Annotated in this window: 16 protein-coding genes; 9 read left to right on the top strand and 7 right to left on the bottom strand. The window is 74.4% G+C overall.

The genetic code is table 11. The features are described from left to right. Positions 1–23: 23 nt before the first annotated feature. Complete coding sequence (locus tag K7G60_RS19270; RefSeq protein ID WP_225802178.1) at positions 24–602, top strand: helix-turn-helix domain-containing protein; 579 nt, start codon at positions 24–26, stop codon at positions 600–602. 36 nt (positions 603–638) lie between these two features. Here the strand turns inward: K7G60_RS19270 and K7G60_RS19265 are convergent, their stop codons facing one another. From K7G60_RS19265 to K7G60_RS19250, 4 genes are all read right to left on the bottom strand, one after another. Beyond that, positions 639–1,733 carry a nitric oxide synthase oxygenase gene (locus K7G60_RS19265; RefSeq protein ID WP_374115650.1) on the bottom strand — a complete coding sequence of 365 codons (1,095 nt, stop codon included), beginning with the start codon at positions 1,731–1,733 and terminating at the stop codon, positions 639–641. Positions 1,734–2,213: 480 nt separating this feature from the next. Further along, a complete protein-coding gene (locus tag K7G60_RS19260) occupies positions 2,214–3,776 on the bottom strand; it encodes a mucoidy inhibitor MuiA family protein (protein WP_225802176.1) in 1,563 nt (520 codons plus the stop codon). An 8-nt stretch (positions 3,777–3,784) separates the two neighbouring features. Next, positions 3,785–5,863 (bottom strand): DUF4139 domain-containing protein, encoded by a 2,079-nt coding sequence (locus tag K7G60_RS19255; protein WP_225802175.1) that lies wholly within the window; start codon positions 5,861–5,863, stop codon positions 3,785–3,787. A gap of 62 nt (positions 5,864–5,925) precedes the next feature. Then, complete coding sequence (locus tag K7G60_RS19250) at positions 5,926–8,148, bottom strand: alpha-N-acetylglucosaminidase (protein ID WP_225802174.1); 2,223 nt, start codon at positions 8,146–8,148, stop codon at positions 5,926–5,928. A gap of 557 nt (positions 8,149–8,705) precedes the next feature. On the opposite strand from K7G60_RS19250, the gene K7G60_RS19245 reads away from it, so the two are divergent. Then, positions 8,706–9,353 (top strand): alpha/beta fold hydrolase, encoded by a 648-nt coding sequence (locus K7G60_RS19245; protein WP_225802173.1) that lies wholly within the window; start codon positions 8,706–8,708, stop codon positions 9,351–9,353. Positions 9,354–9,466: 113 nt separating this feature from the next. Here the strand turns inward: K7G60_RS19245 and K7G60_RS19240 are convergent, their stop codons facing one another. Together K7G60_RS19240 and K7G60_RS19235 are read right to left on the bottom strand one after the other, a co-directional pair. After that, on the bottom strand, positions 9,467–10,156 hold the full coding sequence (locus K7G60_RS19240) for an adenosylcobinamide amidohydrolase (protein ID WP_374115649.1): 690 nt from the start codon (positions 10,154–10,156) through the stop codon (positions 9,467–9,469). A 143-nt stretch (positions 10,157–10,299) separates the two neighbouring features. Further along, positions 10,300–11,958: an FAD-dependent monooxygenase gene (locus tag K7G60_RS19235; RefSeq protein ID WP_225802172.1), complete on the bottom strand. Its 1,659-nt coding sequence runs from the start codon at positions 11,956–11,958 to the stop codon at positions 10,300–10,302. Between the two features lie 232 nt (positions 11,959–12,190). Here K7G60_RS19235 and K7G60_RS19230 point away from each other — a divergent pair, with 232 nt between their 5' ends. The 7 genes from K7G60_RS19230 to K7G60_RS19200 all read left to right on the top strand — a co-directional run bounded on the left by K7G60_RS19230 (position 12,191) and on the right by K7G60_RS19200 (position 17,526). Beyond that, entirely contained in the window at positions 12,191–13,312 is a 1,122-nt protein-coding gene (locus tag K7G60_RS19230; RefSeq protein ID WP_225802171.1) for a SchA/CurD-like domain-containing protein, read from the top strand. 113 nt (positions 13,313–13,425) lie between these two features. Further along, on the top strand, positions 13,426–13,881 hold the full coding sequence (locus K7G60_RS19225) for a cupin domain-containing protein (RefSeq protein ID WP_225802170.1): 456 nt from the start codon (positions 13,426–13,428) through the stop codon (positions 13,879–13,881). Continuing rightward, a complete protein-coding gene (locus tag K7G60_RS19220) occupies positions 13,878–15,146 on the top strand; it encodes a beta-ketoacyl synthase (RefSeq protein WP_225802169.1) in 1,269 nt (422 codons plus the stop codon). The genes K7G60_RS19225 and K7G60_RS19220 overlap by 4 nt, the downstream gene beginning before the upstream one ends. Further along, the gene (locus tag K7G60_RS19215; protein WP_225802168.1) at positions 15,143–16,393 is read left to right on the top strand and encodes a ketosynthase chain-length factor; all 1,251 of its coding nucleotides are present in this window, start codon (positions 15,143–15,145) and stop codon (positions 16,391–16,393) included. Before K7G60_RS19220 ends, K7G60_RS19215 begins: the two co-directional genes overlap by 4 nt. A 26-nt stretch (positions 16,394–16,419) precedes the next feature. Next, positions 16,420–16,677, top strand: a complete 258-nt coding sequence (locus K7G60_RS19210; protein ID WP_225802167.1) for an acyl carrier protein — start codon at positions 16,420–16,422, stop codon at positions 16,675–16,677. A gap of 1 nt (position 16,678) precedes the next feature. Next, positions 16,679–17,158, top strand: a complete 480-nt coding sequence (locus tag K7G60_RS19205; protein ID WP_225802166.1) for an SRPBCC family protein — start codon at positions 16,679–16,681, stop codon at positions 17,156–17,158. Positions 17,159–17,193: 35 nt separating this feature from the next. Then, entirely contained in the window at positions 17,194–17,526 is a 333-nt protein-coding gene (locus tag K7G60_RS19200; protein ID WP_030690533.1) for a TcmI family type II polyketide cyclase, read from the top strand. A gap of 90 nt (positions 17,527–17,616) precedes the next feature. Here K7G60_RS19200 and K7G60_RS19195 read toward each other — a convergent pair whose 3' ends face one another. Next, entirely contained in the window at positions 17,617–18,645 is a 1,029-nt protein-coding gene (locus tag K7G60_RS19195; protein ID WP_225802165.1) for a methyltransferase, read from the bottom strand. Between the last annotated feature and the right edge of the window lie 43 nt (positions 18,646–18,688).

Here is an 18,688-nt window from a genome sequence, read left to right as displayed (position 1 = left end):
CCACGAGCGAGAACGGTGATCGGATGGCCGAGACAGAGGCAGCCCTGCGGACCCTCGCCCGCAACGTGAGGACGGCCCGCAACCGCGCCGGCCTGTCCCTGGACGAGCTCGGCAGACGCGCCCAGGTCAGCAAGGGCGCCCTGGTGGGCCTGGAGAAGGCCCAGGGCAACCCGAACTTCGCCACCCTGGTCCGCCTCGCCGACACCCTCGGCGTCTCCGTCTCCGCCCTGCTCGAGGGCCCGGCCGAAGGTCGCGTCCGGGTCGTGACCGCCGACGCCGTCGCGCCGCTCTGGACCGGAAGGCTGGGCAGCGAGGCCCGGCTCATGCTCACGACCTCGGGCCCGGCTCCGGTCGAGGTCTGGCGCTGGACGCTGGAGCCCGGCGAGGAGTATCCCAGCCACCCCCACCAGGCCGGAGTCGTGGAGACCGTCAGCGTCACCGCCGGCCGGATGACCCTGGTCGTCGACGGCACGGAACACACCGTCGAAGCCGGGCAGACCGCCACCTTCGACGGCGACGCCACCCACACCTACCGCGGCGCCGGAGAGGCGACCTGCCACCTGATCATGACCGTCCACCTGCCGCCCGGCCCGACCGCCTGACGCGGCCGGGCTCCGCCGTCCGGCGCGGGCCCGGCCTCACTGCTCCCGGGCGAGGAAGGCGGGGCGCAGGGACGTGTCCACCGGGTCGTAGTACCGGTGGAAGACCGGAGTCGTGGAGCCGGACACGGGCGGGACGATCCAGCTCCAGTCGGCGGGCGTGGGCCTGCCGTGCCGGCTCTCCCGCGCGATGTGCCGCAGGAACCGCTCGGACTCGGTGTGATGGTCCGCCATCGTCACCCCGGCCACCTGGAAGGAGTGCAGCACCGCCACGTTGAGCTCGACGAGCGCCCGGTCCCGCCACAGCGTGCGCTCCGAGGAGCGGTCGAGGCCCAGACGGTCGGCGACCACCGGGAGGAGGTCGTAGCGCTCGGCGTCGGCGAGGTTGCGGGCGCCTATCTCCGTCCCCATGTACCAGCCGTTGAACGGTGCCGCCGGATAGCGCACCCCGCCGATCTCCAGCGTCATGTCGCTGATCGCCGGCACCGCGTACCAGCGCAGTCCCAGCTCCGCCAGCCACTCGTGGTCCGGATGCCGGAGCGGCACCTCCATGACGGAATCCTCCGGCAGCTCGTACCACTCCGGTCGCGCGCCCGGACGCTCCTCCACCATCAACGGGAGCACCTGGAAGGCCTCTTCCTCGCGCTTCCACCCCAGTCCGCGGGCGCGGGCGGTCGGCGCGGCACCGCGCGGATCGCCGATCCAGCGGCCCTCGGGGGTGCTGTGCCCCGCGTAGCGCACCAGCTGGTCGTTGACGATCCGCGGCGCGGGACGTCCCGGCCGGTCGGGGGCGAACACCGAGATCACCGGGCGGATCCGGCCGCCGTTCCCGGCGGTCCGCAGGTGCTCGAAGCAGGCGGCGGCGATGCCGTCGGCCGAGGTGACGTGCCGGAGGTCGCGCACCACGAGACTGCGCCAGTAGAGCCTGCCGATGCAGCGGGCCGCGTTGCGCCACGCGACGCGGGCGCCGAAGGAGAGTTCGGCCGGAGTGTGCTCGTACGTGCCGGTCCGCTCGATCTCGGCCAGCACCTCGCGGACCCGGCGCTCCACGTCCCCGGCCTCGGGCTGCTCGTGATGGAACTGCCGGACGAAACTCTCCGCCTCCCCACGGTCCGTCACATGCGGCACACGCAGGTGCGGTTGGTCCTGCCGCGCGCCGGACGGGGGCGCGGGCGCGAACGGACAGGTGCTGACGGCGGCGGCCTTGCGGCGGCGACCCAGACTGAAGACCAAGGTGTTCCCTCCTGCCCCCATGACTACCGCACGCGTCCGCACGGTTGTGGAGAGTGAGGGGAGTTCGGGATGGGCAGGGCGCCGGGCTGGTAGGGTGCCCGCCGCCGAGACCCGGGATCACCCGGAAGCGCCTCAGGCCCGGGTGCCGGGAAACGCTCCCCGGCCTTCGGGGGCCGGTGCCGCGCTACACCGGCTGCTCCGCCGGCGCCCGGCCGCCGGTGCGACGCAGTGCGAGCCGGTGGCCCTCGCCCCGGCGGTGACGGCGCCGGCCGACGCCCGGAGGCACGGCGTCGGGGCGGCGGCCCGGAACAGCCCCGCGACCGGCACGGCCGAGGGGCGCACCGCGTGGACGGAGCGGCGGGGACGCCGTCGGCCACCGGCTCAGATCCCCCCGACCTTGGCCGTCGCCGAGAGCTCGTACACCAGAGTGACCGTCCGTCGGCCGCCGGGCGGCAGCGTGACGTCCCAGCGCACGATGCCCTCGGCGTCGACCGCGTCCGGTGCGGGGGAGCAGGCCTCCTTACGCAGGCGCACCTCCACCGCCGAGACCTCGGAGACGGGTATCCGCTCGCGGAGGACGACCACCCGGTCGTCCCGCTCCCCGGGCGGCGAGAACCGGGACAGGTGCAGCCGGACCGTGCGGGTGATCACGGTCCGCTGGGCGAGGCCCGCGGTGTCGCGGGACTCCTCGGCGTGCCGGATCACCCGGTGGTCGTCGCGGCTGCCGAAGGCGAGCTCGGCGGCGGCGCCGGGAGCCGTGAAGTCCAGCGTGCCGCGGCCGGTGAATCCGCTGCCCCGGACGAGGTCCACGGGGCCGGCGAGCAGCGCGTGACCGGACAGGTTGTCGAACCGCACCACCTGCGTGACCAGCGGGGACAGCTCCGGCGAACAGGCGTACTCGCTGTCGGCGGCCGTCGTGAACGCCGAGAGCGGCACCCGGTGGGCGCGGCCGTCACCCGGCACGGACACGGCGGTGGGGGAGTGCAGCACCCGTGCCTCGCCGCCGTCGTCCACGCCCGGCAGGCCGAGCACCGGCGCCGGTCCGAGCGTCGAGATCTCCTCCTCGCGCACCTCGACGTCGATCGTGCGGCGCTCGGCCGGCGACCGGTCCTTGAGCGTCAGCCGGTCCTCGACCAGCCGGGGCGGATCGCCGGCCAGGGCCGACCTCGCGGTCGACAGCGTCAGCCGCACGTCCGACCAGTCCTCGCCGGTGCGCTGCCAGACCACCGCGTCGGTCTCCAGGGTCAGGGACTCCCCGTCGAGCACGGCCCGGTAGGCCGGCCGCCACAGGGCGCACGGCGTGAGGTGACTCAGCCGCAACCGGGCGGGCCCGGCGGCCGTGGCCTCCACGGTCAGCTCGACATGGGCGACGAGCTCGGCCGGCTCCTCCTCGGTGAGCTCCATGACCCGGCGGACCTCGGCGAGTTCGCCGCCGAGGGCGGTCAGACGCGCCTCGGCGGCGCGGAGCTCCTCGCCGTACGTGTCGCGCTCGGCGTCCACGCGGTCCAGTTCGCGGCTCCAGCGGGGCCCTTCGGACTCCCCGGAACCGGCGCCCTCGCCGATCTCCCGCAACAGGTCGGCGGCGAGCCGGCCCAGCAGGTCGAGGCGGGCCCGCAGCCGGTCGCGGCGCTGCTCCACGGCGCGGCGTTCCCCTTCGAGGGCGTGGGCCCGGTGGCGGAGCGCGGAGTCGCCCTCGGCGGGCGGCACCGGCCCGCGCGGCGTCCACTCGCGGACGAGCCGCACGTCGAGGACGGTGGCCGGGTGTTCGGAGGCCAGCTCGGCGTGCAGGGTGCGGTCGACGACGAGGGCGCTGACCGGCCCGAGGCGCAGGCGCCGGACGCCGGCCTCCAGATCGAGTACGGCGGTGCGCTCGACGTGGGCGCGGTCCTCCAGGCAGGTGACCGCGGTGACGGGGAGGGCGATCGGCTTCGTTTCCGTGGACATGGCGGGTGTCAGCTCCTGCGGTTGCCGTCGACCAGGGCCTTGCCGGCCGGGATGCGGATCTCGTAGCCGCCGTCGAGCACGGCGGTGCCGCCGGCGGGCAGGTCCACCCGCCAGACGCGGGTGCCGGGGGCGTGCCGCTCCGGCGCGGCGCCGTCGTCGGGCGCCGTCCAGTCGGCGCGCTCCTCGATGCGGACGTCCGGTCCGGAGGAGACCGGCACCCGCTCGCGGACCTCGACGGTGACGGGCCCCGCGAGCCGGTTGGCCAGCTCCACGTGGACGCGGTGGTCGAGCACGGTGACGTTGTTGCGCAGGCCCGCGGTCGACTCCTTCAGATGGGTGCGGCGGGTGACGCGGACGCCCTCGGCGGGCCCGAGGCCCAGTCGGCGGACACCGCCGGGCGCGAGCGTCGGCAGGGCGGCGGTCAGCAGGAAGTCGTCGTCGACGGTGACCTCCACCGGACCGGCGAGCAGCGCCTGACGGGTGGTGTTGGAGACCACGAGGGTCGCGTACACGGTCTGGTCCACGGACGGCACACAGATGTGCTCGGTGTGCAGAACGACCGGGATCTCGCCGATGGTGACGGTGTGCCAGGCGCCGTCCGAGGGTACGTCGGCACGGGCGGCGGCGTCGAAGCGGTGGTCGAACGAACCCGCCGACGTGCGGGGGCGCACCGCGTGCCGGGGCAGCGGCAGCCCTGCCACCGCCTCGGCGCGGCGCCGGTACTCGTCGGCCACCGCGTCGGAGGAGGCGCCGGGGAACAGCCGGCCGCGGCGAGCGGCCGGCTCCTCGGGGCCGGCCAGCACGAGGGCGGTGTAGTCGAGTTCGGCGCCGCTCGGCCGCGGCGGGCCCACCGGCGGCGGTGGCGGCGGTGCCGCCGCGCCCGGGGCCGCGGGGGCCGGGGCGGGACGGGCGCCGAAGCCGACCGCGCCACCGGCGCGCGGCCGGCCGCCCGGCGGCTGCGGAGCCGCCGGACGTGCGACGTCGAAGGCCTCCGGAGCGGAGCCGTACGCGCCACCGGGCTGCGGCGGCCCGGTGAACGCCGGAGGCGCGATCGGTGCCGGTGCCGATGCCGGTAGGGATGCGGGGGCGGGCACCGCCACGGGAACTGGTGCGGAGCCGGCCGCGGCGTCCCCGACCGCGGATCCCGGCGCGCCGCCCCCCGCGAAAGCACCGCGGAAAGGCGCGGGGCCCGCCGCCTCGTACCCCGTGAACAGGCCGGCGAGCCCCGCCGGGGGTTCGCGCCAGCCGGACGGCGCGGGCGCGGACTGGCGGCGTCCGATCCGGATCGAGCGGAGCGCCGGCAGGTCGGTGCGGCGCCCCAGGTCGGCCGTGGCCAGGGCGAGCCGCACCCCGGTCCAGTCCTCGCCGGTGCGCTGCGCGACCGAGGCGCGCAGCACCAGCCGACCGCTGCCGTCGCCCTGACGGTGGCTGAGGCGGTACGTCGGCACCCAGACGGCACCCGGCACGCCGTACTCCAGCTCCAGCTCCACCTCCTCCCCGGCGCCGTGGAGGGCCAGTACGGCGCAGACGGAGGTCTCGACATGCCCCGACGACGCGGCGGTGGAGGCACGGTCGAGCCTGTCGCGGGCCACTTCGAGCTCGTGCTCGGCGAGCCGGAGCGCCTCGTCCAGCTCGACGAGCCGGGCGTGGAGCCGCGTCAGCCGCCCGTCGACGAAGTCGGCCAGCTCCAGCCACGCGTCGACCGGGGTGCGCCGGTGCGGGTCATCGCGCTTGCGGCCCGGCGGCACCGGCCGCAGACCGCCGACCTCCTCGATCCGGGCCCGGTGCCGGTCACGGCGCGCCTCCGCCGCGGCGCGGGCCTCGCGCAGCCGCTCGACCTCGCGCCGCAACTCCTCGGGAGCGCCGCCGGTGTCCGGCTCCGCCTCGGCCTCCGCGCGCGCCTCGGTGACCCGTACCCCGGAGGAGCCCAGCACCCGGACCCGCAGCGAACCCGGATCCAGCGCGCGCGGCAGCCCCGTCACCCGCACTCGGCCGTCCGGGGGCACGACGCCCCGGGCCAGGCGCCGACAGAGCGCGCCCCGCGCGTACACCACGACCGAGTCGAGACCCGATCCCCACCTCGGCATCGTCCCGGCTGCCATCCGTGCCCCCGCCCTGTCTCCGATGTCGGACGAAGCCTACGCCCCGGCTATGACAGCGACAGAGCAGCACCGACCTCCCCCGCCAGGGCGACCGGGTCGCCGACCGGCGACGTCGGATAGACCTGCCGGCCGTGGGCCCAGGCGTCGTCCCTGGCGAACCAGTCGACGGCGGCCGGCGCCGCACCCCGGACGAGCGCCGTGTCGAGGCTCGCGAAGTACGCGGCCCAGCGCGGCCCGTACACGTCCTGGACGAGACCGGCCCACTCGCGGTTGGCGTAGTCGCGCAGGCCGCCGCTCTCGCTCGGTCCCCGGTCGGCCCAGGTGGTGAGGATCGAGCGGGCGTCGTACTCGAGCCGGTCGCGCTCCTCCTCGTCGGCCCCCCAGGAGCGGGCGTCGGCGAGCCACGGACCCAGCAGGAAGCGACGGTCGGAGGCGACGAGCCGCCCGAGCAGCTCCTCCGCGGCGTTCCACTCGCGCACCAGCACCCGGAAGCCCTCCAGGTCCTTCCCCTCGTACGCGGCTCTGATCCGCGGCAGCAGGAAGCGGCCCCGGTTGGTGAGCGCCTGACGCGCCACGTCCACCAGGTCGAAGCGGTACGCGTCCGAACTCCGCAGCTCCGGAGCCACCTTCAGCAGCTCCGAAAGGGCGCGCTCCACCGTGCCCGCCTCGTACCGCATGGCGGTCGGGCTCCAGCGTGCCGCCCTGGCCGCCGTCAGGCTCGGCCGCGCGGTGAAGAGGCTGTCCTGCGGCTCGCTCCACGTACCGGAAGCGCCGCTGTACGGGCCGAGGCGCAGCTGCTCCCACGCGGCGGCCGCGTGCGGGTCGGCGCCGCCGTAGCGCCGGGCGGCGTACGCGGCGAACCAGTCGCGCTGGTCGACCGGGCCCGGTTCCCAGGCGAGTTCGGTGAACAGGTCGAACGAGGCGGGGTTCCCGCCGGTGCCCTCCGGGAGGTAGGCGATGCCGCGCAGCGCGCTGTCCGACCGGGTCAGCCACGCGTGGAAACGGTCCGTCCACACGCCGGTGTTGGCGCCCAGGCTGGTGTGCCCGCCGAAGTTGGCGATCGAGCCGAACGCGTAGGGCGTACCGTCCCACTGCGACTCGCGGTCGAGCCCCTCGTAACGGTCGGAGAGGCCGTCGACGATCAGCACCCGGCTCCGGTCCACACCGCTCAGGAGAGCCGCGGAGGGGTTGTTCTGCCAGCCGAGCATGACCCAGGTGGCCCCGGGCCGCGCGGTGTCCAGGGCCCGCTGCACGGCCTCCGCCGCCCGCGCGACGTCGACCGGCCCGGGGGTGCCGCCCTCGTGCAGCAGGTCCATCTTGAACATGTCGCTGTCACCGAACCGGTGCCGCTGCACCCGGTAGTAGGCGGCGGCCAGTTCGGCGAAGACGGGTCCGGTCGGATCCAGCCAGTCGGGCCGGGCGAACCCGACCCACCTGCCCTGCGGGACGGTGACCGCGCCCGGGTTCCGGGCGGCGAAGTCCGGTGGCACCGTGCCGAAGAAGCCCGGCAGGACGGGCGTCATCCCCAACGCCCGCAGGTGTCCCGCGATCCGGCCCCCCAGCGCCGCCCGGGCCTCGACAAGCCGCTCCGACACCGGCCCGCCGAATCCCGACATGTTCTGCAGCAGCCACCAGGCCTGGTGCGCGGGGCCGGGGATCCAGGCGCGCAGCTCCGCCGCGTCGTAGCCGAACCCCTGGAGCGCCCGGTAGTACGGATATTCGGCCCCGGTCGGCACGAAGACCTCGTTCACGCCGTGCAGCGCCATCAGGTCGATGTCGCGCTGGTACGAGGCGAAGTCGCGGTACGCGCCGGAGTAGCCCTCGTCGGTGTCGTTCAGGGCGTAGCGGTGCGGCACGTTCGCCGAGCGGGTGACCGTCCCGGACACCGCGGGGAGGGTGACCGGCAGCCGGCCGACGCTGTCGCCCGGCCAGCCGATGTCGACCCCCGCGACCCGCTCCAGATACCAGCCCACACCGGTCAGCAGGGTGGCCGGGGAGGTGCCCCGCACCTGGATCGCCCCCGCCCTGCCGGAGACCGAGAAGTAGTCCCCGGAGTCCGGTTCCTCCACGGGGATCAGGGTGAACTGCGCGGCCCGGGACGGGAGCAGCCGCTCCAGCCCCGCCCGGGCCGGACCGGGATCGAAGGGGGGCACGGCGGCGGACGCGGTGCCGCCCGGCGGAGCCGGCACGCCGGTCACGGCGGCGGTCACGACGGCGAGCACCGCGACGACGAGGGTGTTGCGGCAACGACGGATCAGGCGGCTGCCCATCTGGCTCCCTGCTCGAACGGGACGACGGCCAGGGCCCGTCTTCTCTGCTCGGTCCCTGGGGCGACCACTCTCCGACGCTTCGCGCCCCCGGCCGTGCAAGCGGAGCCGGGGGACCGAGGGCGCTCATCCTTGCGGGTGTGCGCGTTCGAGTCGAGGGTGCGAGCCGAGCGGGGTTCCGTGCGGTGGGCCGCCCCGAACGCGGTGCCCGGTCCACGCGAGCGGGGACATGACGGTCTTCGCGGTTCCCTCCGCCTCCGGGTCCCGTCTCCCGCGGCGGCCCGGACGCGGAGAGGGACCTGCGCCTCGCCCACGAACCCTGGCGGCCGAAAGGCCCGGACCAGGTTGCGGTGTACCTGACGACCGGTGCGGCCTGGCAGACTTCGGCCCTCAGACGGCAAGCGACTCCTGGAGGCCCCCATGGCGCAGCGGCCCGGTCACACGGCCCGCACGACCCGTACGAGCGGGTCCGTCCCCCGGCCATCACATCGGTGCCCCAGGGCCCGTCCGGCGGGTCATGGCCGGGTCCGCCGGACAGGCCCGGGCGGGACGGCGACGCGATGAACCTGTGCCCGACCCGGCGTGCCGATCCCACCGCGCTCGTCGTCCGCAGCGCGCCCGCCGCGCCCACCGCCGCCGTGCTGCTGCTCCACGGCGGCCGTGCCGAAGGCCCCGAGCCGCCGCCCGCGCTCAATCTGCCGGCCCTGCGCATGCGCCCCTTCGCCGCCGCCGTGACCCGGGCCGTCCGGGGCCGGGCCGTGCTGATCGCCGAGGTGCGCTACCGCCACCGCGGCTGGAACGGCGCCCGAGCCGACGCCGCCCGGGACGCCGAGGCCGCCCTCGGACGGATCCGGGAGCAGGCAGGGCCCGTGCCCGTCGTGCTCCTCGGCCACTCCATGGGCGGCCGGGCCGCCCTCCGCGCGGCGGGCGACCCCGCCGTGCGCGGGGTCGTCGCGCTCGCGCCGTGGTGCCCCGCCGACGAGCCCGTGGACCACCTCGGCGGCCGGCGCCTCTACCTGCTCCACGACGAGACCGACCGGGTCACCTCGGCCCGGCAGTCCTGGGAGTTCGTCCGCCGGGCCCGGGAGGCGGGCGCCGACGCGGCGGGCATTCCCATGCCGACCGGCGGGCACGCCATGCTCCGGGGCGCGGACCTCTGGCACCGGCGCGCGGCCGAACTCACCGCGGCGCTGCTCTCGCACGGCTGAGAACGGCCGAGAGCGGACGGAAACGGCCCGGAAGGTGGCTGAGAGCGGCTGGGAACGGCCGGGGGGTGGCTGAGAGCGGCCGGGAACGGCCGGCCCCGGCTCAGCGGTGGCGGTCAGGGCGTCGGCTGACCCGCGCACGCCGCCCGGGTCGCCCTGTGCACGGCGCGGGCGAGCCGCGCGCCCCACAGCGACCGCGGTCCGGCGAACGACTCGACGGGGCTTCCGGCGCCGGCGGCCGGCGAGGGCGCGGCCACGCAGACCGCGTCCGTCGGCGTGCCGGAGGCGTCGGCGCCCAGTTCGACCAGGGCCTGCACCTTGGCCTCGGTGGCGGTGGCGACCGCGTTCACGAGCGCGGCGTCCGTGAGCGGCACCGGCAGGGACACGATGATGTTGATCGTTCCGGGCCGGGGCGCCGCCACGCTGCCGGCTCCCGGAACCGCGGCCCAGCCCCGCACCCCGATCCCGGCGGTGACCAGGGCCTGCGCGCCGCCGTCCGCGGCGTGACGCCGGTCCGCGACCGACGCCGCCGTCATGAGCCCCACGCCCGCGCCGTCGAGGCCCGCTCCGGCAGCCAGGTCACGGAGGTGGGCGACGGGGTCGAGCCGGGCGTAGCCGGGCGGGACCTGGGCGTTGACGACCCACTGACGCTCGCCGATGCCTCCGCCGAGGACGGCGCTCGACACCATGCGGACGCCCGGTCCCGGGGCCCACACGAGGAGCGGCCACTCCCGGCCCCGTTCCACATGGCCGAGGAGCGCGGCGTCGGCGAGCGACGGGCCGGTGAGCAGGGTTCGCGGAAGCACCCCACACCCTAACGCGCGGCCTCGGAGCGACCGGTCCGCCCCCGGGACCGGGACCGAAACAGACGGGCGGGGCGGTCCGCTCCCGTGGGAACGCGGACCGCCCCGCCGTGCCGGTGGGCGTCGCGGCTGTGCGGACCGGCCCGTCACTCCAGGGCGAGCACGGCCGTGAGGGCCGCCCGCACGGCCGATTCCGGGTCCTCCGACGTCCCTTCGGACCGCCAGGCGACGAATCCGTCCGGGCGGACCAGCACCGCACCGTTCACGGTGACCCCGTGGGCCTCCGCCCAGTCCTCGCCGTCCGCGGTCGAGAGCTCCGCGTCGGGCCCGTCGCCGATCCGGTACGAGTCGAGGGGCACCGCCAGGCGCTCGGCGACGCGCGCCGCCGCCGTGTGCCAGCCGCCGATGGCCCCCGCCGAACTCAGCAGCACGAAGGACCGCTCGTACAGGTCCAGGGTGGAGATCCGTCCACCCGCGCGGTCCAGCCACAGATGCGGCGCGCGGCTGCCGGGCTCGCCCGTCAGACGCAGCCCGTCCGGGACGATCGGCACCGTCGGGTCCGCGCCCAGGACCGCGCCGCGCGGATAGCGGTAGCCCAGCGCGACGTTGAGGATGCCGCCCCGCTTCCCGCCCGGGCCGCCCGCCCCCGGCTCGGGGGTGTACCCCGGGTGGCTGTGCTCGACCGAGCGCGACGAGGCACGGGCGCTGGTCGCCTCCGCGACCGGCCGGCGCTCCGCGTCGTAGGACGCGAGCAGACCGGGACCGGCCCAGCCGCCCAGTACCGCGGCGAGCTTCCAGGCGAGGTTGTGCGCGTCCTGGATGCCGGTGTTGGAGCCGAAGGCCCCCGTGGGCGGCATCTCGTGGGCCGAGTCGCCCGCGAGGAACACCCGCCCCTCCGCGTACCGTTCGGCGATCCGCTCGGCCGCGTGCCAGGGTGCCCTGCCCGTGATCTCCACGTGCAGGTCCGGCACCCCCACGGCGCGCCGGATGTGTTCCCTGCACCGCTCGTCGGTGAACTCCTCCAGCGTTTCGCCGAGTTCGGGGTGCCAGGGGGCGTGGAAGACCCACCGCTCGGCGTTGTCCACCGGCAGGAGAGCCCCGTCCCCCTCCGGGCTCGTGAGATAGCAGACGATGAAGCGGCGGTCGCCGACGACGGCCGCGAGGTCGCGCGACTCGAACGTGATGCTCACGTTGTGGAACAGGTCGCCCGGCCCGGTCTGCCCGATGCCGAGCTGCTCGCGGATCGGGCTGCGCGGGCCGTCCGCCGCGACGAGGTAGTCCGCCCGGATGGTGGTGTGCTCGCCGCTCTCCCGGCTCTTGACCCGAGCCGTCACCCCTTCGGCGTCCTGTTCGAACGACATCAGCTCGGTCGAGTACCGCAGGTCCCCACCCAGCCCCCGCGCGCTCTCCAGGAGCACCGGTTCGAGGTCGTTCTGGCTGCACAGGCACCATTCGGCGGGGCTGAACCGGGCCAGACCGCCACCCGGGTCGATGTGCCGGAACAGCCACTCGCCGGCATCGCCCACCAGGGTCGGCGTCTGCAGGATCCCGTTGTTCGCCGACAGGGTCTTCGCGGCCTCGTGGATGCGCTCGCGGACACCGGCGCCGCGGAACACCTCCATCGTGCGCACGTTGTTCCCGCGTCCGCGCGGGTGGATCGAGGTGCCCGCATGACGCTCGACGAGCGTGTGCGGCACGCCGAGACGTCCCAGGAAGAGCGAGGTGGACAGGCCCACCAGGGAGCCGCCCACGATGAGGACGGGCGTGCGGTGCCCGTTCTCACCGGCCGCTTCGCTTCGGTTCATCGATGGCCTCCAGCGTCACCGGTGACGCGGGTCGGGGATGGGATGCAGATGCCTGCCCGGCCGGGCCGGGGACCGTGCGCGCGAGCCACCCGAATGACGCGCGGTTCACTCATCCGCCCCGTGGGGCTCGCGTGGATCTCGGGGTCGCGTGAAGGTTCGGTACATGACGACCCCGGCCTTCCCGGTCAGGCGGTCCCTTCCCGCTCTCGCAGAGGAGAAAGAGGTGCGCCGGATGACCACCACGGCACGCATATCGCAGTCGGTGTTCGACGGGTCCAGGCTGCGGGTGATCCTGCTGCTCGACCTGTACGACGGAGCCCAGCAGCAGTTCCTGGAGGCGTACGAGGTCATGCGCAAGCAGGTGGCCGGCGTCCCCGGCCACATCAGCGACCAGCTGTGCCAGTCCATCGAGAACCCCTCGCAGTGGCTGATCACCAGCGAGTGGGAGAGCGCCCCGCCCTTCCTCGCCTGGGTGAACAGCGAGGAGCACGTCGAGATGGTCAAGCCGATGCACAGCTGCGTCCGGGACACCCGGTCCATGCGCTACAGCATCCTCCGGGAGACCGGCGCACAGCGGCCTCTCACTCCCGAGTCCGCCTCGGGCGAGCAGGTGGCGGCCCGCGTGGGCGACGGAGTGACCCGTCACGCGCTCACCTTCACCGTCAAGCCCGGCTCCGAGTCGAAGGTCGCGGAGCTCCTGGCCGGCTACGAGTCGCCCGAGGCACAGGTCGACGAGAACACGCGGCTGCGCCGCACCTCGCTGTTCATGCACGGCAACCGCGTCGTGCGGGCCGTCGAGGTGGAGGGCGACCTCCTGTCCGCGCTGCGGCACGTCGCCCGGCAGCCCGGGGTCCGGGCCGTCGAGGAGGCCATCAACCCCTACCTGGAGCAGGACCGGGACCTCACCGACCCCGAGTCGGCCCGGGTCTTCTTCACCCGCGCGGCCCTCCCGGCCGTGCACCACGTGGTCTCCGCCCGCCCCGAGCCGGCCGGCCTGCGGCGCCACGCCCTGTACTACCCGGCCAAGCAGGGCCGCGGTTCGGACCTGGCCCGGCTGCTCGCCCAGCAGGACGCGGAGGCGGCGGTCGACCCCGACAGCCCCGTGTACGGCAGCACCGTCTTCCAGCGCGACGACGTCGTGGTGCGCCTCGTCGACGTCGAGGGCGACCTCGACCTCGATCCCGTCGCCGCCCTCGGCGTCAAGGGCGAGCGGAAGGCCAAGGTGCTCGAACGCCTCCTCGACGGTGCCGCGATCGGCGTCGAGGGCCCCCTGGACAACGAGCGCAACCTCAACCGGCTCCTGTCGCACGCCGACATGCTGCCGGTCACCGACCGCCGCGCGGCCGATTCCTGAGGGAACGGTTCCAGGCCCCCCGGCCCCACCGTGGGCCCTCGCCCCTCGGCCCCCCACGGTGGGCCCGTGCCCGACCGTGCGTCACATGTCATCGCCACACCCGGAGGTATCAAATGCTCCAGCAGCGTCCGCTCATCGTGAACCTGAGCGACACGGAACCCAACCGCAGACGCGGAGGTGACCTGCGGGCCATGCTCACGCCCGCCACCGTGGGCTCCACCAGCGGCTTCATGGGGCTGGCCCTCATCCAGCCGGGCGACCGCATCGGCGAGCACTACCACCCGTACTCCGAGGAGTTCGTGTACGTCGTCCAGGGCGAGCTCGAAGTGGACCTGGACGGCGAGACGCACACGCTCCGGCCGGACCAGGGACTGCTGATCCCCGTCGACGTCCGGCACCGGTTCCGCAACGTCGGCAACGTGGAGGCCCGCATGGTCTTCCACCTGGGCCCTCTCGCCCCGCACCCGAGCCTCGGTCACGTCGACACCGAGGACACGCCCGCGACGGCACCGCACTCCTGCGACGGCGCCCATGGACGAGCGCTCGAGCCGGAGGGGGCCCTCGAGTGACCCGGCGCGTGGCCGTCACCGGCATCGGCGTGGTCGCACCGGGCGGCACCGGCACGGCGGCCTTCTGGGACCTCCTCGCCCAGGGGCGGACGGCGACCCGCGGCATCACCCTGTTCGACCCCGTCGGCCTGCGCTCCCGCATCGCCGCCGAGTGCGACTTCGACCCGTACGCCCACGGCCTGCCTCCCGAACTGAGCGAGCACAACGACCGGTACGTCCAGTTCGCCGTCGTCGCCGCGGGAGAAGCCGTACGGGACTCCGGGCTCGACACCGCCACCGAGAACCCCTGGCGCGTCGGCGTCAGCCTCGGCAGCGCCGTCGGCGGCACCACCCGCCTGGAGCACGACTACGTCCTGGTCAGCGAGCGCGGACAGCGGTGGGACGTGGACCACCGCGCCGCCGACCCGAAGCTGCACCTGGCGTTCGCGCCCAGCACGCTCGCCTCGGTGGTCGCCGAGCAGTTCGGCGCCCAGGGCCCGGTGCAGACCGTCTCCACCGGCTGCACCTCCGGCCTCGACGCCGTCGGCTACGCCTTCCACACCATCGAGGAGGGCAGGGCGGACGTCGTCATAGCCGGGGCGTCGGACTCGCCGATCTCCCCGATCACCATGGCCTGCTTCGACGCCATCAAAGCCACGTCGCCCGACAACGACGACCCCGAGCACGCCTCCAAGCCCTTCGACGACCGCCGCAACGGCTTCGTCATGGGCGAGGGCGCGGCGGTCCTCGTCCTGGAGGAGTACGAGCACGCCAGGGCCCGCGGCGCGCACGTCTACTGCGAGATCAGCGGCTACGCCACCTACGGCAACGCCTACCACATGACCGGTCTGACCGGTGAGGGAGTGGAGATGGCCCGGGCGATCGACACCGCGCTCGACCAGGCCAGGCTCGACCCCACGGCGATCGACTACGTCAACGCGCACGGCTCGGGAACCCGCCAGAACGACCGGCACGAGACGGCCGCCGTCAAGCGCTCCCTGGGCTCCCACGCGTACGACACGCCCATGAGCTCCATCAAATCCATGGTGGGCCACTCGCTCGGCGCGATCGGCGCGATAGAGGTCGCCGCCTGCGTGCTCGCCCTGAAGCACCAGGTGGTGCCCCCGACCGCCAACTACGAGATCCCCGACCCCGAGTGCGACCTGGACTACGTGCCGCGCACCGCCCGCCCCCGGAAGCTGAGGAACGTGCTCTCCGTCGGCAGCGGCTTCGGTGGCTTCCAGTCCGCCGTGCTCCTGACCGGGCCGGGCGGGAGGACACGATGAGCACACAGCGGCCACGACGGGCGGCCGTCACCGGCATCGGTGTGATCGCCCCCAACGGACTGCGCACCGACGCGTACTGGAAGTCCGTCCGGGAAGGCCTCGGCGTTCTCGACCGGATCACCCGCGAGGGCTGCGAGCACCTGCCCCTCAAGGTCGCGGGCCAGGTCGAGGGCTTCGACGCCTCGGCCCTCATCGAGGAGCGCTTCCTCGTCCAGACCGACCGGTTCACCCACTACGCCATGGCGGCCGCCGCGCTCGCCCTGGACGACGCCGGCCTGGCCCACGAGGAGGGACCCGAGGACCCCTTCTCCGTCGGCGTCGTCACCGCCGCCGGATCGGGAGGCGGCGAGTTCGGCCAGCGCGAGCTGCAGAAACTGTGGGGACAGGGCTCCAAGTTCGTCGGCCCGTACCAGTCCATCGCCTGGTTCTACGCCGCGAGCACCGGCCAGATCTCCATCCGGCACGGCTTCAAGGGCCCGTGCGGGGTGGTCGCGAGCGACGAGGCCGGCGGCCTCGACGCCCTCGCCCACGCCGCCCGCGCCGTCCGGCGGGGGACCGACGCGCTGGTCGTCGGCGCCGCGGAGGCCCCCCTCGCCCCGTACTCGATGGTGTGCCAGCTCGGCTACCCCGAGCTCAGCACCGTCGAGGACCCGGACCGCGCCTACCGCCCCTTCACGGCCAAGGCCTGCGGCTTCGTCCCCGCCGAGGGCGGCGCCATGCTCCTCGTCGAGGACGAGACCCGGGCCCTCGACCGGGGCGCGACCGTACGGGCCACCGTCGCCGGCCACGGCGCCACCTTCACCGGCGCCTCCCGCTGGAAGGAGTCCCGGGAGGGACTCGCCCAGGCCATCCGGGTCGCCCTCGACGAGGCCGGCTGCGCCCCGGAGGAGATCGACGTCGTCTTCCCCGACGCCCTCGGCGTACCGGAGGCGGACCGCGCCGAGGCGCTGGCGCTCGCCGACGTGCTGGGCGCGCACGCCACGCGCATCCCGGTGACGGCACCCAAGACCGGCTACGGCCGGGCCTACTGCGGGGCACCCGTACTGGACACCGCGGCCGCCGTGCTCGCCATGGAACACGGCCTCGTGCCCCCCACCCCCAACGTGTACGACATCGACTGCGACCTCGACGTGGTGATGTCCCGCGCTCGGCCCGCCGAGCTGCGCACGGCCCTCGTCCTCAGCAGGGGACTCATGGGATCCAACGCGGCGCTCATCGTGCGCCGCGGTGGCGGACTCGCCCGGTAGGACCGGGCGGGGAAGGAGAAACGCACATGATCACCACCGGACTCACCTTCGGCGAACTGGCCGCGCTGATGAAGCAGTCGGCCGGCGTCACCGTCGACGCCGCACAGCTCGAGAAGGACCCCGAGACCCCGTTCAGCGGCCTCGGCGTCGACTCGCTCGGCCTCCTCGGCATCGTCGGCGAGCTGGAGAACCGGCACGGCGTGGCGCTGCCCACCGACGCCGAGCGCTGCAAGACGCCGGCGGAGTTCGTCGCCCTCGTCAACAACACCCTCGCAGGAGTCTGACGTGTCCGGACACACCGACAACAGCATCACCATCGACGCCCCCCTCGACCTCGTCTGGGACATCACCAACGACATCGAGAACTGGCCCCGGCTCTTCAGCGAGTACGCCTCGGTCGAGATCCTGAAGCGGGAGGGCGACACGACCACCTTCCGCCTGACCATGCACCCCGACGAGAACGGGAAGGTCTGGAGCTGGGTGTCGGAGCGCACCACGGACCGCGAGAACCGCAGGGTCCGGGCCCGCCGCGTCGAGACCGGGCCGTTCGCGCACATGGACATCGCCTGGGAGTACGAGGAACTGCCCGGCGGCGTCCAGATGCGGTGGGTCCAGGACTTCGCGATGAAGCCCGACGCCCCCGTCGACGACGCGTGGATGACGGACAACATCAACCGCAACTCCCGCACCCAGATGGCCCTGATCCGGGACCGCATCGTGCAGGCCGCGCGCGAGCGGCAGAGCGCACCGGTCACGCCCGCCTGACGGACGCCGGCAGGACCATCCGAGGAAGGAAACCGATGCACCACGCTCTGATCGTCGCCCGCATGGCGCCCGGCTCGGCGCCCGCGATCGCGGACGTGTTCGCCGACTCCGACCGCGGCGAGCTGCCGCACCTGGTGGGGGTCGCCCGTCGCAGCCTGTTCCAGTTCGGCGACGTCTACCTGCACCTCATCGAGTCCGAGCAGGACCCGGCGCCGAACGTCGCCAGACTGGCCGGACACCCCGAGTTCCGCGGCGTCAGCGAGCGCCTGTCGGCGTACGTCAGCGCGTACGACCCGACGACCTGGCGCAGCCCCAAGGACGCCATGGCGCACTGCTTCTACCGCTGGGAGCGGGACGCCGGCTCCTGAGCCGGGAACCCGGTGAAACCCGAGGCCGCCCGCCCCGCGTCAGACGCGGAGCGGGCGGCCTCGGGTTTCCCGCCCCGTGGGCGGCCCGGGTCAGGCGGGCACGGTGCACTCGAAGGCGTGGAGGTACGCGTTGACCGGACGGACCTCGCCGATGACGAGCCCGGCGTCCGTGAGCCGCTCCACCATGCTCTGCCTGGTGTGCTTCGCGCCGCCGACGTTGAGCAGCAGCAGCAGGTCCATGGCCGTCGTGAACCTCATCGACGGGGTGTCGTCCACGAGGTTCTCGATGACGACGACGCGGGCTCCGGGCCGCGCCGCCTTCCGGACGTTCGCCAGCGTCCTGCGCGTGCTGTCGTCGTCCCACTCCAGGATGTTCTTGATGATGTAGACGTCGGCCCGGACCGGGATGTCCTCCCGGCAGTCACCGGGCTCGATCCGCACCCGGGAGGCGAGCGAGCCGCCCTCCCGCAGCCGGGGATCGGCGTTGCCGACCACCGCCGGCAGGTCGAGCAGCGTGCCGTGCAGCGCGGGGTGCTTCTCGAGGAGGCTCGCCAGGACGTGGCCCTGACCGCCGCCGATGTCCACGACGGAGGAGGCCCCGTCCAGGTCGAGCAGTCCGGCGACGTCCTCGGCCGACTGCCTGCTCGACGTCGTCATGGCCCGGTTGAACACGTACGCGGACTCGGGCGCCTCCTCGTTGAGGTACGAGAAGAACTCCCGTCCGTACACGTCCTCGAAGACGTTCCGGCCGGAGCGCACCGCCTCGTCGAGCTTGGGCCAGACGTCCCAGGTCCAGGGCTCGGTGCACCACAGCGCGATGTAGCGCAGGCTGTGCGGGTCGTCCTCGCGCAGCAGACGGGACATCTCCGTGTGCGCGAAGGTGCCGTCGGGCTGCTCGGTGAACACGCCCTGGCAGGACAGGGCGCGCAACAACCGCCGCAGGGTGCGCGGTTCGGTCTTCACCTCGGCCGCGAGGTCCTCCGCGGTCATGGGCGTGTCGCCCAGGGCGTCGGCCACGCCCAGGCGGGCGGCCGCGCGCACGGCGGCGGCGCACGCCGCGCCGAAGACGAGTTCTCTCAGCCGCATGGGCGGCGGGGGAGCGGAATCGACGGTCGTCATCTCTTTCGCCTTGCCTTTGCTGTCGTGCCGTACGGGTGGGGGA

The sequence above is a fragment of the Streptomyces sp. NK15101 genome, assembly GCF_020400725.1.
GTDB lineage: Bacteria > Actinomycetota > Actinomycetes > Streptomycetales > Streptomycetaceae > Streptomyces.
Note: the sequence above shows the minus strand (reverse complement) of the source record. Positions and strands in the feature narration are given on the sequence as shown.

Excerpts from the sequence above, each read along its gene's own strand:
- K7G60_RS19230 (WP_225802171.1), top strand. The coding sequence starts at position 12,191 with ATGACCACCACGGCACGCATATCGCAGTCGGTGTTCGACGGGTCCAGG.
- K7G60_RS19250 (WP_225802174.1), bottom strand. The coding sequence starts at position 8,148 with ATGGGCAGCCGCCTGATCCGTCGTTGCCGCAACACCCTCGTCGTCGCG.
- K7G60_RS19235 (WP_225802172.1), bottom strand. The coding sequence starts at position 11,958 with ATGAACCGAAGCGAAGCGGCCGGTGAGAACGGGCACCGCACGCCCGTC.
- K7G60_RS19200 (WP_030690533.1), top strand. The coding sequence starts at position 17,194 with ATGCACCACGCTCTGATCGTCGCCCGCATGGCGCCCGGCTCGGCGCCC.
- K7G60_RS19195 (WP_225802165.1), bottom strand. The coding sequence starts at position 18,645 with ATGACGACCGTCGATTCCGCTCCCCCGCCGCCCATGCGGCTGAGAGAA.
- K7G60_RS19260 (WP_225802176.1), bottom strand. The coding sequence starts at position 3,776 with ATGTCCACGGAAACGAAGCCGATCGCCCTCCCCGTCACCGCGGTCACC.
- K7G60_RS19210 (WP_225802167.1), top strand. The coding sequence starts at position 16,420 with ATGATCACCACCGGACTCACCTTCGGCGAACTGGCCGCGCTGATGAAG.
- K7G60_RS19255 (WP_225802175.1), bottom strand. The coding sequence starts at position 5,863 with ATGCCGAGGTGGGGATCGGGTCTCGACTCGGTCGTGGTGTACGCGCGG.
- K7G60_RS19225 (WP_225802170.1), top strand. The coding sequence starts at position 13,426 with ATGCTCCAGCAGCGTCCGCTCATCGTGAACCTGAGCGACACGGAACCC.
- K7G60_RS19270 (WP_225802178.1), top strand. The coding sequence starts at position 24 with ATGGCCGAGACAGAGGCAGCCCTGCGGACCCTCGCCCGCAACGTGAGG.
- K7G60_RS19215 (WP_225802168.1), top strand. The coding sequence starts at position 15,143 with ATGAGCACACAGCGGCCACGACGGGCGGCCGTCACCGGCATCGGTGTG.
- K7G60_RS19245 (WP_225802173.1), top strand. The coding sequence starts at position 8,706 with ATGAACCTGTGCCCGACCCGGCGTGCCGATCCCACCGCGCTCGTCGTC.